Raw genomic sequence first — 20,041 nt, forward strand, 5'->3', positions numbered from 1 at the left:
GTTGCAGGGCTTTTTCTATTCGCTTTAAAGCTAAATTTAGAATTCAGTCTAGAACCATATCTAGAGCTAATTCCTAACTTATAGCAATTACTTGCTTTGAGTCATAAGCCAGTTACTTAGTAAGCGTACGCCGTGGCCTGTACCGCCTGCTGGAGTCACACCCACATCTTTTGCCGCTAATGCGCTGCCAGCAATATCTAAGTGAGCCCACTTAGTATCGCCGGTAAACTGCTGTAAGAATACCGCAGCAGTCGTGGCACCTGGGCCGCCATAACCGGCATTTTTTAGGTCTGCAATCGGACTTTTAAGTAAGTCTTCATAAGCTAGCGGTAAGCGCCATAGTTTTTCATCTACGGCTTGACCAGAGAAGCTCAGTTCATCGACTAAGGTGTCGTCATCACTAAATACTGCTGTGTAGCGTTTACCTAGCGCACGTACCTTAGAGCCCGTTAGCGTAGCAACGTCTACCATTACCTGTGGTTGATAGTATTCGCGGGCGTACCACATGCCGTCAGCAAGGATTAAGCGGCCTTCAGCATCAGTATTAAGCACTTCAACGCTTAAGCCTTCTGCTGTCATTAATACATCACCTGGAGCAAGTGCGGTCTCAGACACCATGTTGGCTGCCAGAGGCATAACGGCTACCACGTTCACATCTGCTTTTTGCAGTGCCATCGCTTTTATGGCGCCCAGTACAGCAGCGGCACCCGCCATGTCTGACTTCATACGCGAGATAGAGTCGCCTGAGGCTTTAATGTTGTAGCCGCCCGAGTCAAAGGTGATGCCTTTACCAACCAGTGCGATAGGCGCATCGTCATTGCCTTGCCAGTGAGCAACCACTAAGCGGGCTCCTTCTAAAGAGCCGTGGCCAACAGCGTGCAGCGCACCCATACCAAGTTTTTCGATTTTCTTCGGCTCAAGTACTGTGACTTTTACGCCAAGCTTTTTAAGCTCTTTTGCCGCATTGGCAAAATCAACGGGCGTCATCTCAGTAGGTGTTTCTGAGGTGAGGTCGCGGGCTAGAAACACGCCTTGCTCAATTGCTGCAAGTTGGGCGTATTGCTTGTCTGCATCTTTTGGCTTGCTGACGGCAATGGTGTAATTCTTCTCAGCGGGCTTCTTGTCTGAAAAGTATTTATCGAACTTGTAAGCGCGCAGGTTAATACCGTGAGCCAGTTGTGCACCAAAGCTCGCATTGCTGCTAGCATCAGAGATCCCTGATGTCAGTAGCTGGATGTTATCGGTTTTAATACCGCTAAAGTGGGCAGTAATTTCTGCGCCAAGCTTATTGACTTCACCTGGGGTTAGCTCTGCTTCATCACCTACACCTATTACCACAAGGCGTTTAGCATTAATCCCCGTAGGCATTAAAATCTCAACGATTTGCTTCTTTTCGCCAGTAAATTCTTGCAGTGCCAAGGCATTGCTAATTTGCTGCTTTGATTGTTTATCTAGCTTGGTAAGGGCGCTTGATGCATTTTCGCCTGCTTGGAAGACGACTAAGGTGTCGATATTGTTTGCTGGTTTCTCTACAAAAGAAAAGGTTTCGGCGTGAGCTGAATAGCTAGTTAACAGGCTTAAGCTTAATGCACTGGTTAGCAGGGTTTTCTTGGTTAGCATAATGTCCTCTATCGGGATTTAGTTCTGCGATCGGGTTTTGCCAAAGGCGTCGCAGCTTCTTTTTGTTGTAGTTGTCGTTATTGTTTTTATTGGCACTTTCTTGCGTTAATCGCAGAAGGCTGTGCAATTTATCATTTTTTGAATTAACAACTAAGTTAAAACTTGTTAGGAATTGTCACATGGTTTGCGAGTCTACAAGGTAAAAATTAGCCGAAGCTGAAAGAAAAGACCGTGCTGAAATTTATTTCAATGATTTCTATAGAAGATTTATAAAATTATACCGTGGAGTAGATGGCTATAAACGCAGGCAATGTTGTTCCACTATTTGGGCTCACATAATAAATATGAAAATGCTGCTGAAGTTATTTGCTGATTCTGTAGATCTAAAGTTGAGCATTAATCAGCTAGGCCTTAGGTAAGTATTGCAAGATCCTAGACGACTGCTGTTTTTTACGGCAGAAGGGTAATTATCGGGATTTTTCAGATGGAAACGCTAAAAAAGTAAGATGTTAAGGACGCATTATCTAATTAATAATCATTATCAGTCAAAAGTAGTACCTTGTGAATTCTATGTTTCTGCTTGTGATGTTTTGTTGTTGTTTTTGCTGTTGTTTTCATTTTGCTGTAGTGGTAGTTTGCCGTCCATGTAACAGATTGTTAATTATTATCGCTGTCGATGTAGTCGTTAAGTGTCATTAATTATAACTCTGATTAGATTTAATTGATTGGGAACACCTCTATATGAAGTTAAAGCCACTGGTTTTAATTGCGCTTTTTTCTACTTACTCGTTCGCTGATGATTTGAGCATTACTCATGAAAGTATTAATGGCACCCTGGGTGTTGTTGACTTTGGTTCGGTATTGATTGGTCATTCATCGGATGCCGTTATTAATTTCTATAATAGTGAATCTGTTGATGTATTAGATAATTGTGGGACTTATAAACCCAATAAGCCTGAGTTTACCATTGTCGGGCAAACATGCGCTGATTGGGCGAACTACCCAGATGCTCCTCTGACAAGTATAGCGGTTAATAGTGGTTCAAGTTGTAGCGTTACATTACGCTTCGCTCCCACTACGCCCATAGATCATAATTCTCGTTTCCGACTTTATTGCAATGATTCTAGTTACAACGGTAACAGCAGGCCTTCATTCTTTGTAGATTTGAGTGGTTCTGCTATTCAGCCACCGACTGCACCCACATTTAGTCAATCATCGCCAGTAGCTATCAGCATGGATGAAGACAGTTACCCAAGGCCATTTTCACTGACCTTGCACGCTGCAGATGTCAATAATGACACCATTAACTGGTCTGTTGCTGAGCAAGGAAACTTTGGTGTTGCTACAGTGAGCGGAACGGGTAAAAGTAAAGCCATAAGTTATGTTCCTAAGCCTAATTACTTCGGTGCCGATAGCTTTGTCGTGCAAGTGAGTGATGGGGTCACGGGTAGCGCGACTCAAATCGTCAACGTGACCGTTAACTCAATTAATGACGCGCCGACCATTAGTGGTCGACCGACTACAACTGTTTCACAAGGGGATAGCTATCGCTTTGTACCTACGGTGACCGATATTGATACTGATGAAAGCCATACATTTAGCATCAGCAATAAGCCGAGTTGGGCGAGCTTTAACAGTCAAACTGGTTTATTGAGCGGTACGCCAGGTAACAGTGGTGTTGGCACTACCGCAGGCATTATTATTAGCGTGACAGATAGCGTGAATGCGACTGCCAGCCTAGCGCCCTTTGCGCTGATGGTGACTAATGTCAATGACGCGCCGACCATTAGTGGTCGACCAAGCACGAGTGTTAATGAGGGGGAGCTTTATAGTTTTACGCCCGAGGTTAACGATGTTGATACCGATGATACCTTAACCTTTGCTATTACGAATAAACCATCATGGGCAAGCTTTAATCAGCAAAACGGCAGTTTGACGGGTACCCCTGAAAATAGTGATGTTGGCATCAGTGAGAGCATCAGTATTTCGGTCTCTGATGGCCAAGCAACGGTCAATCTTGCGGCGTTTAACATTAATGTCATTAATGTTAACCAAGCCCCTGTAGCGGATGCGCAATTTTTAACAGTCAATGAAGATAACTCCATTGCAGTTACTTTATCGGCAACGGATATTGATGCAGATGCCGCATTAAGCTTTAGCATTGTTGGTCTGCCAGCTTATGGTGCGTTAACCATAAACCAGCAAGCGGTTGAAGTTGGTAAAGAGTTAGCCGTAGCCACATTAACCTATATGCCCGAACTGAACTATTCCGGCAACGACGCATTTGAATTTGCGGTCAGTGATGGCATAAAAAGTGCCAAAGCAGTGGTCAAGATAACCGTATTAGCGGTGAATGATGATCCGGTCTCAATAGGTGTCATTTCTGCAGAGATGCTCAGTGAAGATCAGGTTGACGCTGTTCCCTTTACAGCTGAAGCACTGCTAGTCAATATTAATGATGCCGATGATGATTTAGCTGAAGTGGTTGTTGATACCTATGAAGGGACTTACGGCAATCTATTTCAAATTAATGGCAGCTGGGTATATCAATATAAGCATCATATAGTCGATCAAGCACCGGAAGAGCAGCCTGATAATGACGATGGCGGCATTGACGAAGGCATAGAAGATGGTGAAGTCCCTGATGTCGATACCGATACTCCAGCGGATGATTCGACGGTTGTAGACCCTAGCGCGGCTGAAGATTTGGTTGAGACCCTACGTGAAAATGAAATGGCCACCGAAACCATTGAGTTTAACGTGCGCTCGCTTAACGACGCGTCACCAGAACTTGTTGTACAAACCTTAACCTTCAGTATTCAAGGTAAAAATGATCTGCCTGAAGTCATCGTCCCCGAAGTTTTTGGCGATAGCCAAACATCTGAAATATCATTTATTTTAGGCCAGGCTGAACTGCTCACACCTGATGTAACAGATATAGATAAGGATACCGTTCTTGCTTATACCCTTTCAGAATCTGGCGACGATGCGTATTTTAATATTGATGAGCTAGGTGTTATCAGCTTAATTGAGCCAGTATCAGTGAGCTTGCTTGCTGCCAATCAAGCCAAGGCAAGTTACAGCGTTAAACTGATCATCAATGATGGTTTCTCACCGTTAGAGCGTCAGATTAACTTCACCTTAGAAACTAATGGTGACGTCGATGGTGATGGTGAATCTGATGCTCTAGAAATTGAGCAAGGAACCAATCCTTACGATGGCAATGACTACCTCGATAGCGATAATGACGGTGAGTCAGATGCTTTAGAAATCGCCCAAGGATCAGATCCCCACGATGCCTCTTCATACCAAGATCAAGATAAAGACGGTGTACCCGATTATGTCGAGATCCTTGCGGGGACTAACCCTAATGACAGTAAAAACTACCAAGACACTGACTTTGATGGTGTGCCCGATTACCAAGAATTGATCCAGGGAACATCTGCTGAAGATGGTACTGATTTTATCGATAGCGATGGTGATGGCGTATCAGATCATGCCGAGCTAATTGATAATACTGATATCAATAATCCGAGCAGTTTTCTTGATAGTGATGGTGATGGTGTGCCGGATCAGCAAGAGTTGATCAATGGTACCGATCCGCAAGATGAAAACAGCTTCCAGGATACCGATGCCGACACTGTTTCCGATTATCAGGAAGGCTTGGCCAACACAGATCCAAACGATCCTAACGATTACACCTTCGATACTGATAATGACGGCGTTTACGACGATCAGGAACTACTTGATGGTACCGATCCGCTTAATGGTCATGACTTTATTGATAGTGATAAGGATGGGGTTGCCGACAAGTTAGAAATATTCAATGGCACCGACCCTAACGACAACACCAGTTATATCGATTCAGATAATGATCTGGTCTCTGATTATCAAGAGCGTATGAATGAGACTGATCACTTTGATAAGTTCAGTTATTTAGATAGCGATGGCGATGGTGTTGCCGATTATGCTGAAATGCTGGCGCAAACGGATCCCCTTAATAAAACCAGCTTCATCGATAGTGATGGTGACGGTGTAGCGGATTATGTCGAAATCTTACGAGGGACAGATCCGAATAGTGCCGCAGACAAGGACGCCGATGGCGATGGTGTACCTGATGTCCAAGAAGAGGTTGAACAGTCAGATCCAAATGATATCAATAGTTTTCTCGATAGTGATGCCGATTTTGTGCCGGACTTTGTTGAGCTCCAACAGGGAACGGATCCGTTTAATCGCTTAGATTTTATTGATAACGATGAAGATGGCATGTCGGATGCGGAAGAAAATCGCGTCGGCACAGATGCTAACGATGCCACGGATTTTATCGACTCTGACGGTGACCGTGTATCAGACCGAGAGGAGCTAAAAGACAACACCGATCCTTATGATAGCGCGAGCTATCTAGATAGCGACGGTGATCTATTACCCGATGCTTACGAGAGAAGATATGGATTAGATGCTTTGGCTCCTTTTGATGCTGAATTAGATTTTGATGGCGATGGCTTAAGCAATCTTACCGAGTATCAGCAAGGCACGCCTCCGGATCAAGATTCAGTGGCGCCAAACTTATCGGTTGATGATGTGATTTGGGTTAATGCGACTCGCGCAATGACACCCATGGCTGAGATGAACTTATTATCACAAACCGCATTTGACTTAGTTGATGGTGACGTTGATTTAGAGTGGCCGATTACTGTATTTGCTCCAGGACAGCACCAGGTGACAGTGTCTGCGACAGATATTGTCGGCAATAAAGCAGAAAAGCAAGTGACCTTAAATGTTAGGCCGTTAATTTCATTTAGGGTTAAACCATCGGAGTTATTCATCACCGAAGGGAAAAAGTTTGCTGTTAAATTACAATTAAATGGCTACTCACCAACCTACCCTTTAGTGGTTGCTTACCAAGTTTCAGGCAGCGCTGAGTCAATGGTTGATCATAACCTTCAAGCTGGCGTGGCAGTGTTTAACGATAGAGAAACACAAGCCATCATCGAGTTTGATACCTTAACTGACGAGCGGGTTGAAGCCGATGAAAATATCGTTATTACCGCTATGAGTCAGGATGTGGGGATCGAAGAGCAGAGCATTAATTTAGGCTTTGGCGCCGAAGTCACACTTACGCTGACCGAATCAAATCTTGCTCCAGCAGTGAGTGTTGCGGTGGTGCAAGACTCGCAAGACTCACCTTGGGTTGATCTCGAATCGGGTCGTGTCAAAGTTAAGCTAAATATCGCCGATCTTAACATTGCAGATTCCCATAGCATCACTTGGCATATACCTGATCAATTAGTCGTGTCTTATCTTGCTAGAGATGCTTTTGAATTCATTCCTTCACGGGACCGAATGGGCACGCACAAGCTGGGGGTCACCGTGGTTGATTCAGGTACTCCGGCAAAAACAACTCACCACAGCTTAAGTATTGTGGTGAGAGAACGTCTCGCAGCGCTGAGCGCCATAGATTCAGACCATGATGGCATTCTTGATACCGAGGAAGGATATAAAGATAGCGATGTTGACGGTATCCCTGACTTTTTAGATAACCAATTTTTAAGTCAAAGCGAAGTCGCTGTGAGTCAAAATAATCTTGAATCAGTGGCTAAAGTCGCTAACACCCTAAGGTTGGTGCCAGGTCAATTGGCGTTGGCCACTGCCGGCTTGCTGATTGAGCAGGGGAGGGAACTCGACCCTGACTATATCAATGTTGGCGGCATCTTTGACTTTGAAATTAAAGATCTGGCTGACAATCAAACGACAGCCACAGTCGTGTTACCGCTGCAGACTAAAATTCCCGCTAATGCTTATTACCGCAAAGAGACCCCATCTGCAGGCTGGATGGACTTTATAGAAGATGACAAAAATATTATTCAATCCGCTTCTGGACTCGATGGCCAGTGTCCAGATCCTGGCAGTAATTTATATGAGCATGGATTGCGACCTGGATATATGTGCCTGCAATTAACTATTGAAGACGGTGGCCTAAATGATGCTGATGGCATCAAGAATGGCACCATCGTTGATCCCGGTGGCATCGCTATTTTATCCAGTGATGAGCCATCAGAAGAAGTGGTGCCAGAAAAGAACAACTCTGGCGGCGCTATTAACCTTGCTTGGGTAACGATGTTGCTCTGTGGGATCTACTTTAGAAACAGAAAAGAAAGAAACAATAAGGAATTGGTGTCATGAAGACGGTTTCATTATGCAGCATACTGCTTCTTGCATTACTTACAGGTTGTAGTGAAGACAGTACTAATCAGGTTAATGAACCACAACCGGAGTTAGCGCCAGACACGCTAATTCAGGCATCGAACATTAGTGTCGCGACCGCCGTGACCACCATGCAGAGCTTTGACCTTGATTTTAATTTAGCGAGTAATCAAGATCATGCAAAAGTGAATGTCATCTTGGTGCTGATGGCTGGCAATGCCGCAGCATCAGATGAGCAATACCTCTTGGATACGGTGACGCTGGAGGCATTGACTCGCTTTACACCGGTTTCGGCCTCAGGGCTCGCTGTGCCTAGTGATGTGCTCAGTGGTCAATACCAGTTAATGGCTAAATTTGAAACCGTACCTGATGACGTTCAAGGAGAGATCGTTGCTATTGCCGAGCCGATTTCGCTCGGGCAAATCGATGTGATCCAAGCGGATAAGCCCAACCTTAAAATCACCATGGCCGAACTCGAAAATGCTAGTTTTGTGCTGGCAGAGCGACCTGATGACAATCAGGGATTTAACCAAGGCGATGGCGATATTTATGTCAACTTCATGATGACAGCTGAGTTTTTAGATGTCAGCGAGCCTGTTGAGCTGCAAGCGACAATCGACTTACCTGGTTTAGGGGTGTTCCCACTCAATTTAACCTCAGCAGTATCTGGCCGAGAGCCGACTGAAGAAGATGCGATTGTTCACCCTGAAACCAATCAAGTCTATGACTATGTAAAAAGTGATACCCGCACATTGGCAGTGACCTGTGAAGAGGAAAGATGTGCCTCTATCGGCGTCGATGATCAAGAGGGGTTATTACTTGATTTAAGGCTTAATGAGCAAGTGTATGACTTACTCGCGGCGCATCAGCAAGATCTAGTCGGTGAGGTAATGATCAGCCTTGACCCTAATGGTGCTATATCGGAATGGCAAGGTATGGTCGACGATAATAGTATCCGCTTACCGGTTATTTTCCTGGCAACTACACCACCGGATTCAGATGATGAACAACCGATAGTTGAAGATGCTAAACAAGGTATCGCCTCGTACGCTAGCGCTGTTGCTAGAGCTAAAACCTCGACTATTTTTGAGAAGGCCTACCAGAAAAGTGTGGGTTCTAGTGGTAAAGCAAAAATAGAATATAAAGTGCAAGGCTCAGCCAAATACACTTCAGGTACAGCTGGGGTACCTAAAAATATCGATACACGCCTGTATGGCTGGGTTAAGGCTTGGGTATTTGGTAAGGGCGTGACGCTGTTAAAGGTAGATAGTACCGCCCTTATGGAAAATGCCGACAAGTCTAATTTAAAGTACAAAGTCCAAGTGGCAGGTAAGACGGTATGGAGCATAACCCGATGGGTGCCTGACGACTATAAAGGGATGCAGGTTATTTATAATTCCCACGATGGTGATGAAGAAACGTTACGCAAAGAAGTTGCTAAGGTTTGTAAGGGGAAAACTATTAAGAAGTGGAGTGTCAAGTTTGGGTCAGAAGCTTGTATTAAGGGGGAAGTGGGCTTAATGAGCCGCAATTACTTCCATACAAGTACTAATACTATAAAGGGTCGCACCGGCCCCTATGCCAAACTTAAAGCGACGGCAGATGCTTCGATTGGTGGTAGCTTTGCTTCGGCCGGGATAGGTTCAAATCTGGATCTTATCTATTTGTCTCCACAGCTAGGTTATTCAGGGGTGTTTGATAACGGTAACCAGGTTTCGTCCACGGTTTCACTGGATATGGTACGTGAGCACTTAGATGGTTATATAAAAATATGGGCTAAAATTAACCTTTACTTTGGTAAAGTAAAGAAATCACATAAGATTATGAGCTGGAAAGGACCTAAGTACTCAGACAACTTATGGCGTAAATATAAAATGTGGGGCCATTCTCAAGAGATAGATGTACCAAGAACCTCCTATTTAAAATCGACCTATAGATTATATGTCTCTAAAAGTCAACGTAAGCGCAGCGATGATAAAATGGTGCTAAAAGCCAAAGGTCAACTTAATGGCGATCAGATCGATGTATTGGCTAGCTGTCCGATAACCAGTGGGGCTGAACTTAAACACCTAGCCACTGACTATAATATGAAAAGAAAAAATTACTACGGTCTTAAAAAGGGATTTGCGGGTATTGAGTACTACTTATTTTTGCAAAAGGTCGGTAAGACATTAAGCAGTAGCGAGATAAAAAAATACGGTTTAACGGGTAAAAAGTACTGGGTTAAGTACAGCTTAAGAAACAAATTCGACCGAACTCATACCTTGCCTCATAAGGATTGTAGCCTCTATGCCCATGTGAATTACAAGGGCGGAAAAACTGGAGGGAAGAGCGTGACCCTTAGAGTCGAATAATCAGTTAGATGATACTCTGTGAAAAATAGCCACCTGTGAATGTTTGCAGGTGGCTTTCTATTTTAATTTCTAAATTCATGCAGTGAATAATGGCATTTCTATGATGAAAAAAAATGCAGCCCCAATGATAGTGCTCTTTAGCGTGCTACTAATATGTATTGGCATTTATCTATCAGCGTTTGAGCAATCTCCGAGCCAAGGTCGTCATTTAAACGATGCTAAAGCTATTACTACGGATGACTTAAGGTCAGATAAGACCCTATTGATTTATGATTTTGCCGATAATGGTGTTTATGCTTACCAAATAATGTTGGATATCGACGGCGTAGTCGATGCGTCAGCACTCACTCAAGGGATCCAAGCTAGTGGGTCACAACGTCAAAATATGAGTATTCGCGCGAATGCTCAAGTGCATTTTAAATTTTATCCTCAGCAGACGAGCGGTTGGCATGTGTTAGGCCAATATAGCGATTTACGCTATATCAATAATGGCCAGGAGATTGAGACTCCACAAGGCGCCGAGCATCAATTCTCTTTTGATTTTTCTCAAACTGGGCAGATAACTAATCTTGCAACCAATACCGCTACTCAAGGTGCCGATTTCACCCAACTGATTATAAATAATGTACAGCTGATTTATCCTAATCAATATAAATCCAGTTGGTTAACCCGAGAGCTTGATGAAAATGGGACTTATAAAGCGCAATATCAACTACTGGCAGACGATGGTGTTAAATACCACCCGCTAACTATCATCAAAAATAAACTTAGCTATCAGCAAAGTCATCTTAATGACATGGATCTTGGCATTGGCTTAGCTGACGTTAAAGTCAGTATTGAGGAGCATCAGGCTGAATTTGTTGTTGATCAGCACAGCGGCTGGTTTCAATCGATCAATACCATTGAGCTGATTAACTCCGAGATCATGGGTAAGACATTTGATGATATTAAGATGACTTTTGCAGCCAATAGCATGGCAGTCGACTCTAACGTGCGCTTTCCTGACTTCTACGCGCAAGTATCAAAAGCGAATACTGCAACGCCAAGCATGGCAGACTATTACGCTACAGAGCCGAAACTCAATATGATGGCTCAAGGCTTAAATACTGAAGAGGCGGTTGGACGTTTTGTTGAATTGCTTAGCGATCCTAATACCGAGTCTCTTGCAAGAAAGTTTATGGTCAACTATTTGCGCCTGTATCCGGTGGCTTCTGGCTCATTAGTGCAAGAGTTAGACACTAAAAGTGAACGTGTGGATTTATCGGTTAAATTAGCGTTGTGGAGTAGCCTTACTGAGGCGGGGCATACTGAAGCTCAACAAGCGGTCGCGGCGGCGGCCACCGATGCCGCATTTAACCCAACCACTAGAAATCGCGCCATCGCCTATGCTCACGATTTTGAATACCCCATCACTGAATTGGTCGATAGCTTATTTGCATTTCATCAGGGGGCCAGTGGGGCTGTCGATGCCGTCAACAGTGAGTTGGGCTCGATGGCTATTTACGCGGTGGGTACGTTAGGTGACAGCGATAAATTGAATCCGACTCAAGCACAGCACGTTGAAACGTTATTAAGAGAGCAGCTGCAAGATAGTTCGCAAGCATACCATCAAGACCAAATATTAACCGCCATCGCGAATAGTCGAAATCCCAGTTTTGTTTCTGATGTAGAAGCGTTCTTAATCAGTGATAACTCAGATCTAAGGGTGGTTGCATATACAACCATGCTGCGCTTACAGGGGAGCGATGCTATCAACACATTCACCCAAGGCTTGGCTAATGAAACCGACCCTATGGTGAGAGAGTTAGCGCTCAGGGATCTCAGCACCAGTAATAGGCCTGAAGCCGTTACTTGGGCGAGCGAAGAAGTATTAAGGCACAAAGACTCGGCAGGCGCTACCTCGCTAGTCACCTATCTAGGTGAGCATAAAGACAGCCATTCAGTCGTTGAAACGACCTTGCGTGAGCTGCTATCAAGCGAAGTCCCCGTAAAGCTAAAACAAGAAATTTACAAATATATAGCTCCAGGACAAGCACAATAACTATTTCTGCCAGTAATTTATCTACTGCTACTTGGACTTTTACAAAGGCATTGGTGCTGCTTGAAGCTATCAGTTCTTCAAGCCAGCACAGTGCGTAAATTAGCTAACACTGCTGCAGTACCTATAAGCGGTATAGTTCTAACCTGTGGGAGTGCGCTACGCTCCTGATAACCCCATAGTGAAAGCTCTAGGTTGCTATGACTTGTAGTTGCTCAGATCCTCTACTGACATTACAGCCTCTGTGAAGCTAACTCTGTAGAGTCGCTCTGAAAGGAGGCTGTCTACGAGTGTTTAGATATTTCCTTCGATTAGAGGGCATACCTTTGTGCTCTAGGTGAAAGGTTTATGCTCTGCTTACTGAGTTGATGAGCTTTCGCTCTTTCTCTTTAACCATTCGGTCAAATACTAATTCATTTGCTGCACCGATATCCATTAAAGCTAAATTAACATCTTTCATTGGTATTTCCTCGTATTCACAGCGCTTGATTGCGCGGATATGGATTTTGAGGAGAGTGCAAGTAAAAACGAAATTTTAGGGCTTTTTAGCAAATGAAGGGCTTTAGTATGAAAAGTGGCAGATCTTTTCACATGATATTTTTTAAGGGTGAAAAAGGATAGGAATTGGCAGAGGGCAACAAAACCACAGGGGTACATATGAGGGTAGCACACAAAGTAAAACGGGCTTTCCATTGCTGGAAAGCCCGTTTTAATACAACATGTTAAGACGTGAGTCTTAGTTCATGCCGTATTTCTTTAATTTCTTGCGTAGCGTACCACGGTTGATACCTAGCATGTTGGCAGCACGAGTCTGGTTGCCACGAGTGTGTTGCATGATGATATCTAGCAGAGGTGCTTCAACTTCGCTTAACACCATTTCATATACTTCTTCAGCTTCTTGCCCGTCCATTTGAGCGAAAAAGTTGGTGACAGCACGCTTTACCGCATCACGTAGTAATTGTGGCTTAATAGCGCCACTTGCGGTTTCGATTTTGCCAACAGTAAGTGGGTGAACTTCAGTGTGAGTAGTCTGATCAAACATTCGTATTCTGCTCTTTATTAATATGCAACAAATTCATCAAAATAGCGTTCCACCATGGAACATTGTTCTTCAACGGTTTCGAGTCGATTAAACTCGCTTCGAAATGGCCGTTGTTGTTCTTGGTCTAGGTACCAGCCAACATGCTTTCTTGCGAAGCGGATGCCCTTATAATCGCCATACAAGTTGTACAGTAACTTAAGGTGTTCAAGCATAACTTGACGCTTTTCATCCATCTCAACGGGCGCTAGCTTTTTACCTGTATCCAGGTAATGTTGGATTTCCCTAAATATCCAAGGTCGTCCTTGAGCTCCTCGTCCAATCATCAGGGCATCCACACCAGTATAATCCAGCACAAAACGTGCTTTCTCTGGGGTTAAAATGTCTCCATTGGCGACAACGGGTATCGAGATCTGTTTTTTAATTGCTTTAATTGTGTCGTACTCGGCATCGCCTTTGTACATGCACTGCTTCGTTCTGCCGTGAACGGCTAATGAAGCAATACCGCAATCTTCTGCAATCTGGGCGATATGAACACCATTCCTGTGCTCTGGAGCCCATCCCGTTCGAATTTTTAGCGTCACCGGAACATTAACTGCTGCCACCACCGCACGTAGAATTGCTTCTACCTGAGCTGGATCTTGCAATAAAGCCGACCCTGCGAGCTTCTTATTCACTTTCTTTGCTGGACAGCCCATATTGATATCAATGATCTGTGCCCCTTGTTGTACGTTGACAACAGCGGCATTGGCCATTAACTCAGGATCTGAACCCGCAATCTGAACCGAACGTATTCCGTCTTCACCTGCGTGTGTCATACGCAAGCGGCTTTTATCGGTATCCCAAACATCAGGATTGGATGAAAGCATCTCCGACACGGCTAAGGCTGCGCCATAACGTAGACAGAGATTTCTAAAGGGTTGGTCTGTGACGCCTGCCATTGGGGCCACGATCAACTGATTTTTCAGGCGATAGGGTCCAATCTGCATTTATCAAAACACCTTGCTCGTCAAAGGGGCGCTATAGTACGCCTTTTTCAAGCCTGTGAAAAGGTCAATAAATGACCTGGGGGCAACTTTTTTGCTTGACTTTTGTCTAGTGAGAAGTCAGTGGCGGCGCAGAAAGCGCCGCGTATTACTGTTATTTGCGTATACCTGTCAAGCGGCTCCAATCGTCTTTGTGAGCAGGCTCGTCCATATCAAACCACTCGCTATAAAAGGCTGAAACTTCTTCTGCCTGTTCTTGCAGTAGGCCTGAAAGTGCCAATTGGCCACCTGGTTTAACTTTTTCTGCAATCAGTGGTGCCAGTTCACGCAGTGGACCCGCAAGAATGTTTGCCACTAAGATATCGGCAAGCAGATTGGCAGGTTGATCTTCTGGTAAGTAGAGGTCAAGTTTGTCTTGCACGTCATTGCGCTCAGCATTGGCTTTAGAGGCTTCAATAGCTTGGTAGTCGATATCGATACCTGTTACGCGCTCTGCACCTAATTTAAGTGCTGCAACCGCTAAAATACCTGAGCCACAGCCGAAATCGATCACATCTTTATTGTTGTAATCTAGGCCGTCTAACCATTCTAGACACAGTGCAGTGGTAGGGTGGGTACCTGTACCAAAAGCAAGACCTGGGTCTAAGATGACATTGACTGCAGTTGGATCGGGGATTTCACGCCAGCTTGGGCAGATCCAGAGGCGATCGCCAAACTTGATCGGGTGGAAGTTGTCCATCCATTCACGTTCCCAATCTTTGTCTTCAACTTGTTCAATTTTGTGGCCGAAACTATCGCCTAGGCACGGAAGCAGCTTTAAACGCTCTACGACAGGCGCTAAATCAAAATCGGCTTCAAATAGCGCGATGATGACGGTGTGGCTCCACAATGGGGTTTCGCCCAGAGTCGGTTCGTAAATTGGGTTGTCTTTACCGTCTTCGAAGGTAACAGAAAGTGACCCTTCCTCCATCAGCTGGTCGCTAATCGTGTCGGCATGTTGGCCGTCAGTGTCAATTCTAAGTTGGATCCAAGGCATGAGCATTCTCGTTATCTAGATATATGAGGCTATTGTAAACCATGGCAGGTTTGAGTGTGAATGTTAGATCGGAAATCATCTCACTATTCTTTGAACATGCTGATTTATGATGAGTTTAAGTGTGCGCTCTTGGTTGGTTTGATTGAGGTTTTTTCGTTTTAATTTGTAGTTCAACATATTGAATTTTATTGGGTAAATGGTATTACCAGTGTTCATTTTTATTGGGGTGGTTTGTGATCTACGTCTAACGCTTGCGTTAAGCGTGGTGAGTTAGATCACGAAAATCATTCCGCTGTCCAATTGCTGCTAAAGATCTTGTTAGAGTGTAAATCCCACTATTTTGCATAAGACAAACAAGACAAGAATAATGTTAGCATCCTACGTAATCGGTAAAGGACATCCAGCATCTGCAAAAGCAGATAAAATACAAAGCATTACAGGCGTGATGATGGGTTGCTTCTTATTAGCTCATTTGCATTTCGAGTCAAGTATTCTACTTGGAAAAGATGCGTTTTATACGGTAGTGCAGTTTTTAGAGGGCGGAATGTTTAGTTCTACTGGTCATGGCTTTCCCATTGTGACCAAAGTCTTTTCTGTATTTATGTTGGTTGTGGTGATGTTGCATGCAGCAGTTGCTTTGCGTCGTTTTCCTGCCCAGCTTGGACAGTGGCGGGCTCTAAGACGCCATATGGCTGTCATTAACCACAAAGATAGCCATGCTTGGTTTTGGCAATTAGCGACGGGTTTTGTGCTGTTTTTTTTAGTGCCAGTTCACTTGTTTACCATGATTGCCAATCCTGAGATTGGCCCTAATCTATCAGCTGAGCGCGTTTATCATCAAAACGCTTGGCTGCTATATATCTTTTTACTACCTGCCGTGGTTATACACGCCATGATTGGCTTATATCGTGTGGCTGTTAAGTGGGGATTTACTGAAAAACGCACCGGTCTGCGTAAGCTGGCTAAGGTATTGATTATTTACCTTATCGCTATCGGTTTACTCAGCTTAGCTTCCTACATTTTGATTGGCAGTGAGCTGACTCTACCAGTAGAGGCCTATCGACCAAGTTAGCCGTACTTGGGTGCGTGAACCTTAAGCTAAAGTCGTTAATTAATCTTTACTAAACTAATCGCAACTTTGTTGATCTATCTCACAGTTAAATGCCTATTACTGGGCGACATTGTAACTAACTGGTTAACAAGTTAAGCGTTTACTAAAGATAGGGCGGCGAATGAATAAAATAACCAATCGCAGTAATTGGAGTGGGTGGCTAGATCTTAGTCAGAGTATTTCCGGTGGCCTATTAGCGGTGTTTCTCTGGACGCACTTGATCTTGGTCTCCTCCATTTTACTGGGAGAAGGGGCCATGACTTGGGTTGCTAAGACGATGGAGCTCAGTTTTCTGAGCGATGATGGTCATGGATACCCTTGGGTTGTCTCTATTATTGCGGTGTTGATTGCAGCCATAGTGTTATTACATGTGCTGGTGGCAATCCATAAGTTACCCCTTAACTTACGTCAGCAAAAAGCCTTAAGACTGCAGCTGAACGTGGTTAACCATGGTGATACCCGGTTGTGGGTATGGCAGGCGATAACGGGGGTAGTGATTTTACTGCTACTGCCTGTGCACTTGTGGTTGATAGGCGCGGCACCAGAAACCATTGGTCCTTATGGCAGTGCTGATAGGATCTGGGAGCAAGGTGTGTGGCTGCTGTATTTACCTCTGCTGCTATGTGTGGAATTACATGCTGCTATAGGTATGTATCGTCTCGCGGTGAAATGGGGGGCGGCGAAAGATTTAAACACTCGCATAAGACTGAAAAAAATAAAAACCATCATTAGCGTTGTTTTCATTGTTGTTGGTATCGCCTCATTACTGGCATTTTTACCTTACACCAATCGATAGATAGCTGGTGACAATAAGAACATAAACTGACTCTGCACCCTACTTTAAGGAGCACGTGTGAAACTGATATATACCGATTCATTAGTGATCGGCGCTGGACTTGCTGGATTACGAGTGGCTATCGCGTCTAAAGAGCGTGGGCTAGATACTGTTGTGCTGTCATTAATTCCTGCTAAACGTTCGCACTCCGCGGCGGCGCAAGGTGGCATGCAAGCAAGTTTAGGCAATACCGTTAAAGGTATGGGTGATGACGAAGATGTACATTTTCAAGATACGGTAAAGGGTTCTGACTGGGGCTGTGACCAGGACGTGGCGCGCATGTTTGCCCATTGCGCCCCCAAAGCCGTACGCGAATTAGCAAACTGGGGTGTGCCTTGGACGCGTGTTACCGCAGGTCCACGCCAAGTAGTCGTCAACGCAGAGAAGGTGACTATTGAAGAGGCTGAAGAGGCGCATGGATTAATTAATGCCCGTGACTTTGGTGGCACTAAAAAGTGGCGTACTTGTTATACCGCCGACGGTACCGGACATTCGCTTTTGTATGCGGTAGATAACAAAGCGATATCGATGGATATTCCGGTACACGAACGCATGGAGGCCTTGTCGCTTATTCATGACGGTAAACGTTGCCATGGTGTTGTCGCCCGCTGTTTAATCACGGGCGAATTGAGAGCTTATGTCGCTAAGTCGACCACCATTGCTACTGGTGGTTATGGGCGTATTTATGAAGTGTCGACTAACGCGATCATTTGCGAAGGTGTTGGCCAGGCGTTGGCACTTGAAACTGGCGTAGCCAAGCTTGGCAACATGGAAGCGGTGCAGTTCCACCCAACGGCTATTGTGCCTGTGGGTATTCTTACCACCGAAGGGTGTCGTGGCGATGGTGGCTTACTGCGTGATAAAGATGGTCATCGCTTTATGCCTGACTATGAGCCAGAGAAAAAAGAGCTTGCCTCACGCGATGTGGTGTCGCGCCGCATGACTGAACATATGCGCAAAGGTAAGGGAGTCGATAGTCCTTATGGCCCACATCTATGGTTAGACATCACTTTGCTGGGGCGTAAACATGTTGAAACCAATCTACGTGAAGTCAAAGAGATCTGTGAAAACTTCTTAGGCATCGATCCGGCTAAAGACTGGATCCCAGTGAGACCGACTCAGCATTACTCTATGGGCGGCATTCGCACCGATAAGACCGGACAAAGCCCACAGCTTAAAGGTTTGTTTAGTGTCGGTGAGGCCGCTTGTTGGGATATGCATGGCTTTAACCGCCTTGGTGGTAACTCATTAGCCGAAACAGTGGTTGGCGGCATGATTATTGGCAAGTATGTGGCCGATTTTTGCCAGCAAAATACCCTAGAGATCAACACAGGTCTGGTTGAGACATTCGTTGATAAAGTTCGCAGTGAAATTGATGAGCTAGTAGAAGGTAAGGGCTGTGAAAGTCCGTTTGCTATCCGCAAAGAGATGGAGCGGATTATGATGGATTACGTGGGGATTTTCCGTAACGGCCCTGAGCTCGATAAAGCCGTCGCTGAGCTACAAGCGTTACTTAAGCGTTCACATGCTATCGGCCTTAAATGTCATAAGCGTCATGCAAACCCTGAGCTTGTAGAAGCGCTACGGGTTAAGCGCATGCTTAAAGTGGCACTCACGGTCGCTTGTGGGGCTGCAGCGCGCACTGAAAGCCGCGGTGCTCATGCCCGTGAAGACTTTCCGCAGCGCAATGATAAAGATTGGTTGAACCGTACCCTATCGAGCTGGCCAGATGCTAATAGTTTATCGCCGCAGCTTGAGTATGAGCAGCTAGATGTGATGACGATGGAGTTGCCTCCAGGATATCGTGGTTACGGTATTGATAATGCTATCGCTCATCCGGATACCGCTAGGCGTGAGCAGGAGATAAGCGAGATCTTAGCTCAGCTAGGGCCCGATGCGGACAGACATCAGCAGCAACATGCATTGATGCCGTTTGACGTCCCAGAATCATTAAAACCAAAGAACGAACGTTTAAGTGACACGCTTGATAACTTGAGCGCAGGAGAGATCGCGAAATGAGCCAAGAAACGGCAACAGGCCGTACCTTAACCTTCAATATTTTCAGATATGATCCACAGGTTCCGGGTGACAAGCCTGAAATGGTGAAATATCAACTTGAAGAAACACCGGGCATGACAGTATTTATCGCATTGAATCGTTTGCGCGAAGAGCAAGACACTTCATTGCAGTTTGACTTTGTTTGCCGCGCAGGTATTTGTGGCAGCTGTGCTATGGTGATCAATGGTTTCCCCACTTTGGCTTGCCGTACATTGACCAGCAAGTACCCTAAAGGTGATATCACTTTGATGCCACTGCCGGGATTTGAGTTGATAGGCGATCTATCGGTTAATACAGGTAAGTTTATGCGTGAGCTGGCTGAGCGCTTAAAGCTGTGGCTGCACCCAATTAGTGACGACATTGATGTGCACCGTTTAGAAACGCCAATGGATCCTGCCGAAGCCGCCAAGCTATATGAGTTAGAGCGCTGCGTAGAGTGTGGCGTGTGTGTATCGGCCTGTGCGACTAAGCAGATGCGTGACACCTTTGTGGGCGCTGTGGGCATGATGAAGTTGGCACGCTTTGAACTCGATAGTCGAGATGGTCGTGAACTAGAAGACTTTTATCATGTAATTGGTAATCAAGATGGTGTGTTTGGCTGTATGACGTTGTTGGGTTGTCAAGATAATTGCCCTAAAGACTTACCGCACATGCAGCAGATTGCGTATCTACGTCGTAAGATGGCAGTCACACTTGTCTAAGCTATTACGTATTAGCCATAACGTACTAGCTTAGCGCGACGATTGAAAAAGCCTGCAGA

Annotated in this window: 11 protein-coding genes; 7 read left to right on the plus strand and 4 right to left on the minus strand. The window is 45.0% G+C overall.

Going from position 1 to position 20,041, the window contains the following annotated elements:
- Nucleotides 1-87: 87 nt before the first annotated feature.
- A complete protein-coding gene (locus tag ACVBJC_RS19545) occupies nt 88-1,620 on the minus strand; it encodes a leucyl aminopeptidase (protein ID WP_447162604.1) in 1,533 nt (510 codons plus the stop codon).
- Nucleotides 1,621-2,361: 741 nt separating this feature from the next.
- Between ACVBJC_RS19545 and ACVBJC_RS19550 the strand changes: the two genes are divergently transcribed.
- The 3 genes from ACVBJC_RS19550 to ACVBJC_RS19560 all read left to right on the plus strand — a co-directional run bounded on the left by ACVBJC_RS19550 (nt 2,362) and on the right by ACVBJC_RS19560 (nt 12,219).
- Nucleotides 2,362-7,803 (plus strand): Ig-like domain-containing protein, encoded by a 5,442-nt coding sequence (locus ACVBJC_RS19550; RefSeq protein WP_447162603.1) that lies wholly within the window; start codon nt 2,362-2,364, stop codon nt 7,801-7,803.
- A complete protein-coding gene (locus tag ACVBJC_RS19555) occupies nt 7,800-10,178 on the plus strand; it encodes a hypothetical protein (RefSeq protein ID WP_447162602.1) in 2,379 nt (792 codons plus the stop codon). The genes ACVBJC_RS19550 and ACVBJC_RS19555 overlap by 4 nt, the downstream gene beginning before the upstream one ends.
- Nucleotides 10,179-10,278: 100 nt before the next feature.
- On the plus strand, nt 10,279-12,219 hold the full coding sequence (locus ACVBJC_RS19560) for a HEAT repeat domain-containing protein (RefSeq protein ID WP_447162601.1): 1,941 nt from the start codon (nt 10,279-10,281) through the stop codon (nt 12,217-12,219).
- A 733-nt stretch (nt 12,220-12,952) separates the two neighbouring features.
- On the opposite strand, the gene fis is transcribed toward ACVBJC_RS19560, so the two are convergent.
- From fis to prmA, 3 genes are all read right to left on the minus strand, one after another.
- Nucleotides 12,953-13,258 (minus strand): DNA-binding transcriptional regulator Fis, encoded by a 306-nt coding sequence (gene fis / locus ACVBJC_RS19565; RefSeq protein ID WP_012153658.1) that lies wholly within the window; start codon nt 13,256-13,258, stop codon nt 12,953-12,955.
- Between the two features lie 17 nt (nt 13,259-13,275).
- Nucleotides 13,276-14,244 carry a tRNA dihydrouridine synthase DusB gene (gene dusB / locus ACVBJC_RS19570; protein WP_447162600.1) on the minus strand — a complete coding sequence of 323 codons (969 nt, stop codon included), beginning with the start codon at nt 14,242-14,244 and terminating at the stop codon, nt 13,276-13,278.
- Between the two features lie 151 nt (nt 14,245-14,395).
- The gene (prmA, locus tag ACVBJC_RS19575; protein WP_447162599.1) at nt 14,396-15,277 is read right to left on the minus strand and encodes a 50S ribosomal protein L11 methyltransferase; all 882 of its coding nucleotides are present in this window, start codon (nt 15,275-15,277) and stop codon (nt 14,396-14,398) included.
- A gap of 340 nt (nt 15,278-15,617) precedes the next feature.
- Between prmA and ACVBJC_RS19580 the strand changes: the two genes are divergently transcribed.
- The 4 genes from ACVBJC_RS19580 to ACVBJC_RS19595 all read left to right on the plus strand — a co-directional run bounded on the left by ACVBJC_RS19580 (nt 15,618) and on the right by ACVBJC_RS19595 (nt 19,982).
- Nucleotides 15,618-16,349 carry a fumarate reductase cytochrome b subunit gene (locus ACVBJC_RS19580; RefSeq protein WP_447162598.1) on the plus strand — a complete coding sequence of 244 codons (732 nt, stop codon included), beginning with the start codon at nt 15,618-15,620 and terminating at the stop codon, nt 16,347-16,349.
- 160 nt (nt 16,350-16,509) lie between these two features.
- A complete protein-coding gene (locus ACVBJC_RS19585) occupies nt 16,510-17,184 on the plus strand; it encodes a fumarate reductase cytochrome b subunit (RefSeq protein WP_447162597.1) in 675 nt (224 codons plus the stop codon).
- A gap of 57 nt (nt 17,185-17,241) precedes the next feature.
- Complete coding sequence (locus ACVBJC_RS19590; RefSeq protein WP_447162596.1) at nt 17,242-19,242, plus strand: fumarate reductase flavoprotein subunit; 2,001 nt, start codon at nt 17,242-17,244, stop codon at nt 19,240-19,242.
- Nucleotides 19,239-19,982: a fumarate reductase iron-sulfur subunit gene (locus ACVBJC_RS19595; protein ID WP_447162595.1), complete on the plus strand. Its 744-nt coding sequence runs from the start codon at nt 19,239-19,241 to the stop codon at nt 19,980-19,982. The genes ACVBJC_RS19590 and ACVBJC_RS19595 overlap by 4 nt, the downstream gene beginning before the upstream one ends.
- Nucleotides 19,983-20,041: the final 59 nt, after the last annotated feature.

It is taken from the genome of Shewanella sp. 0m-6 (assembly GCF_052977325.1).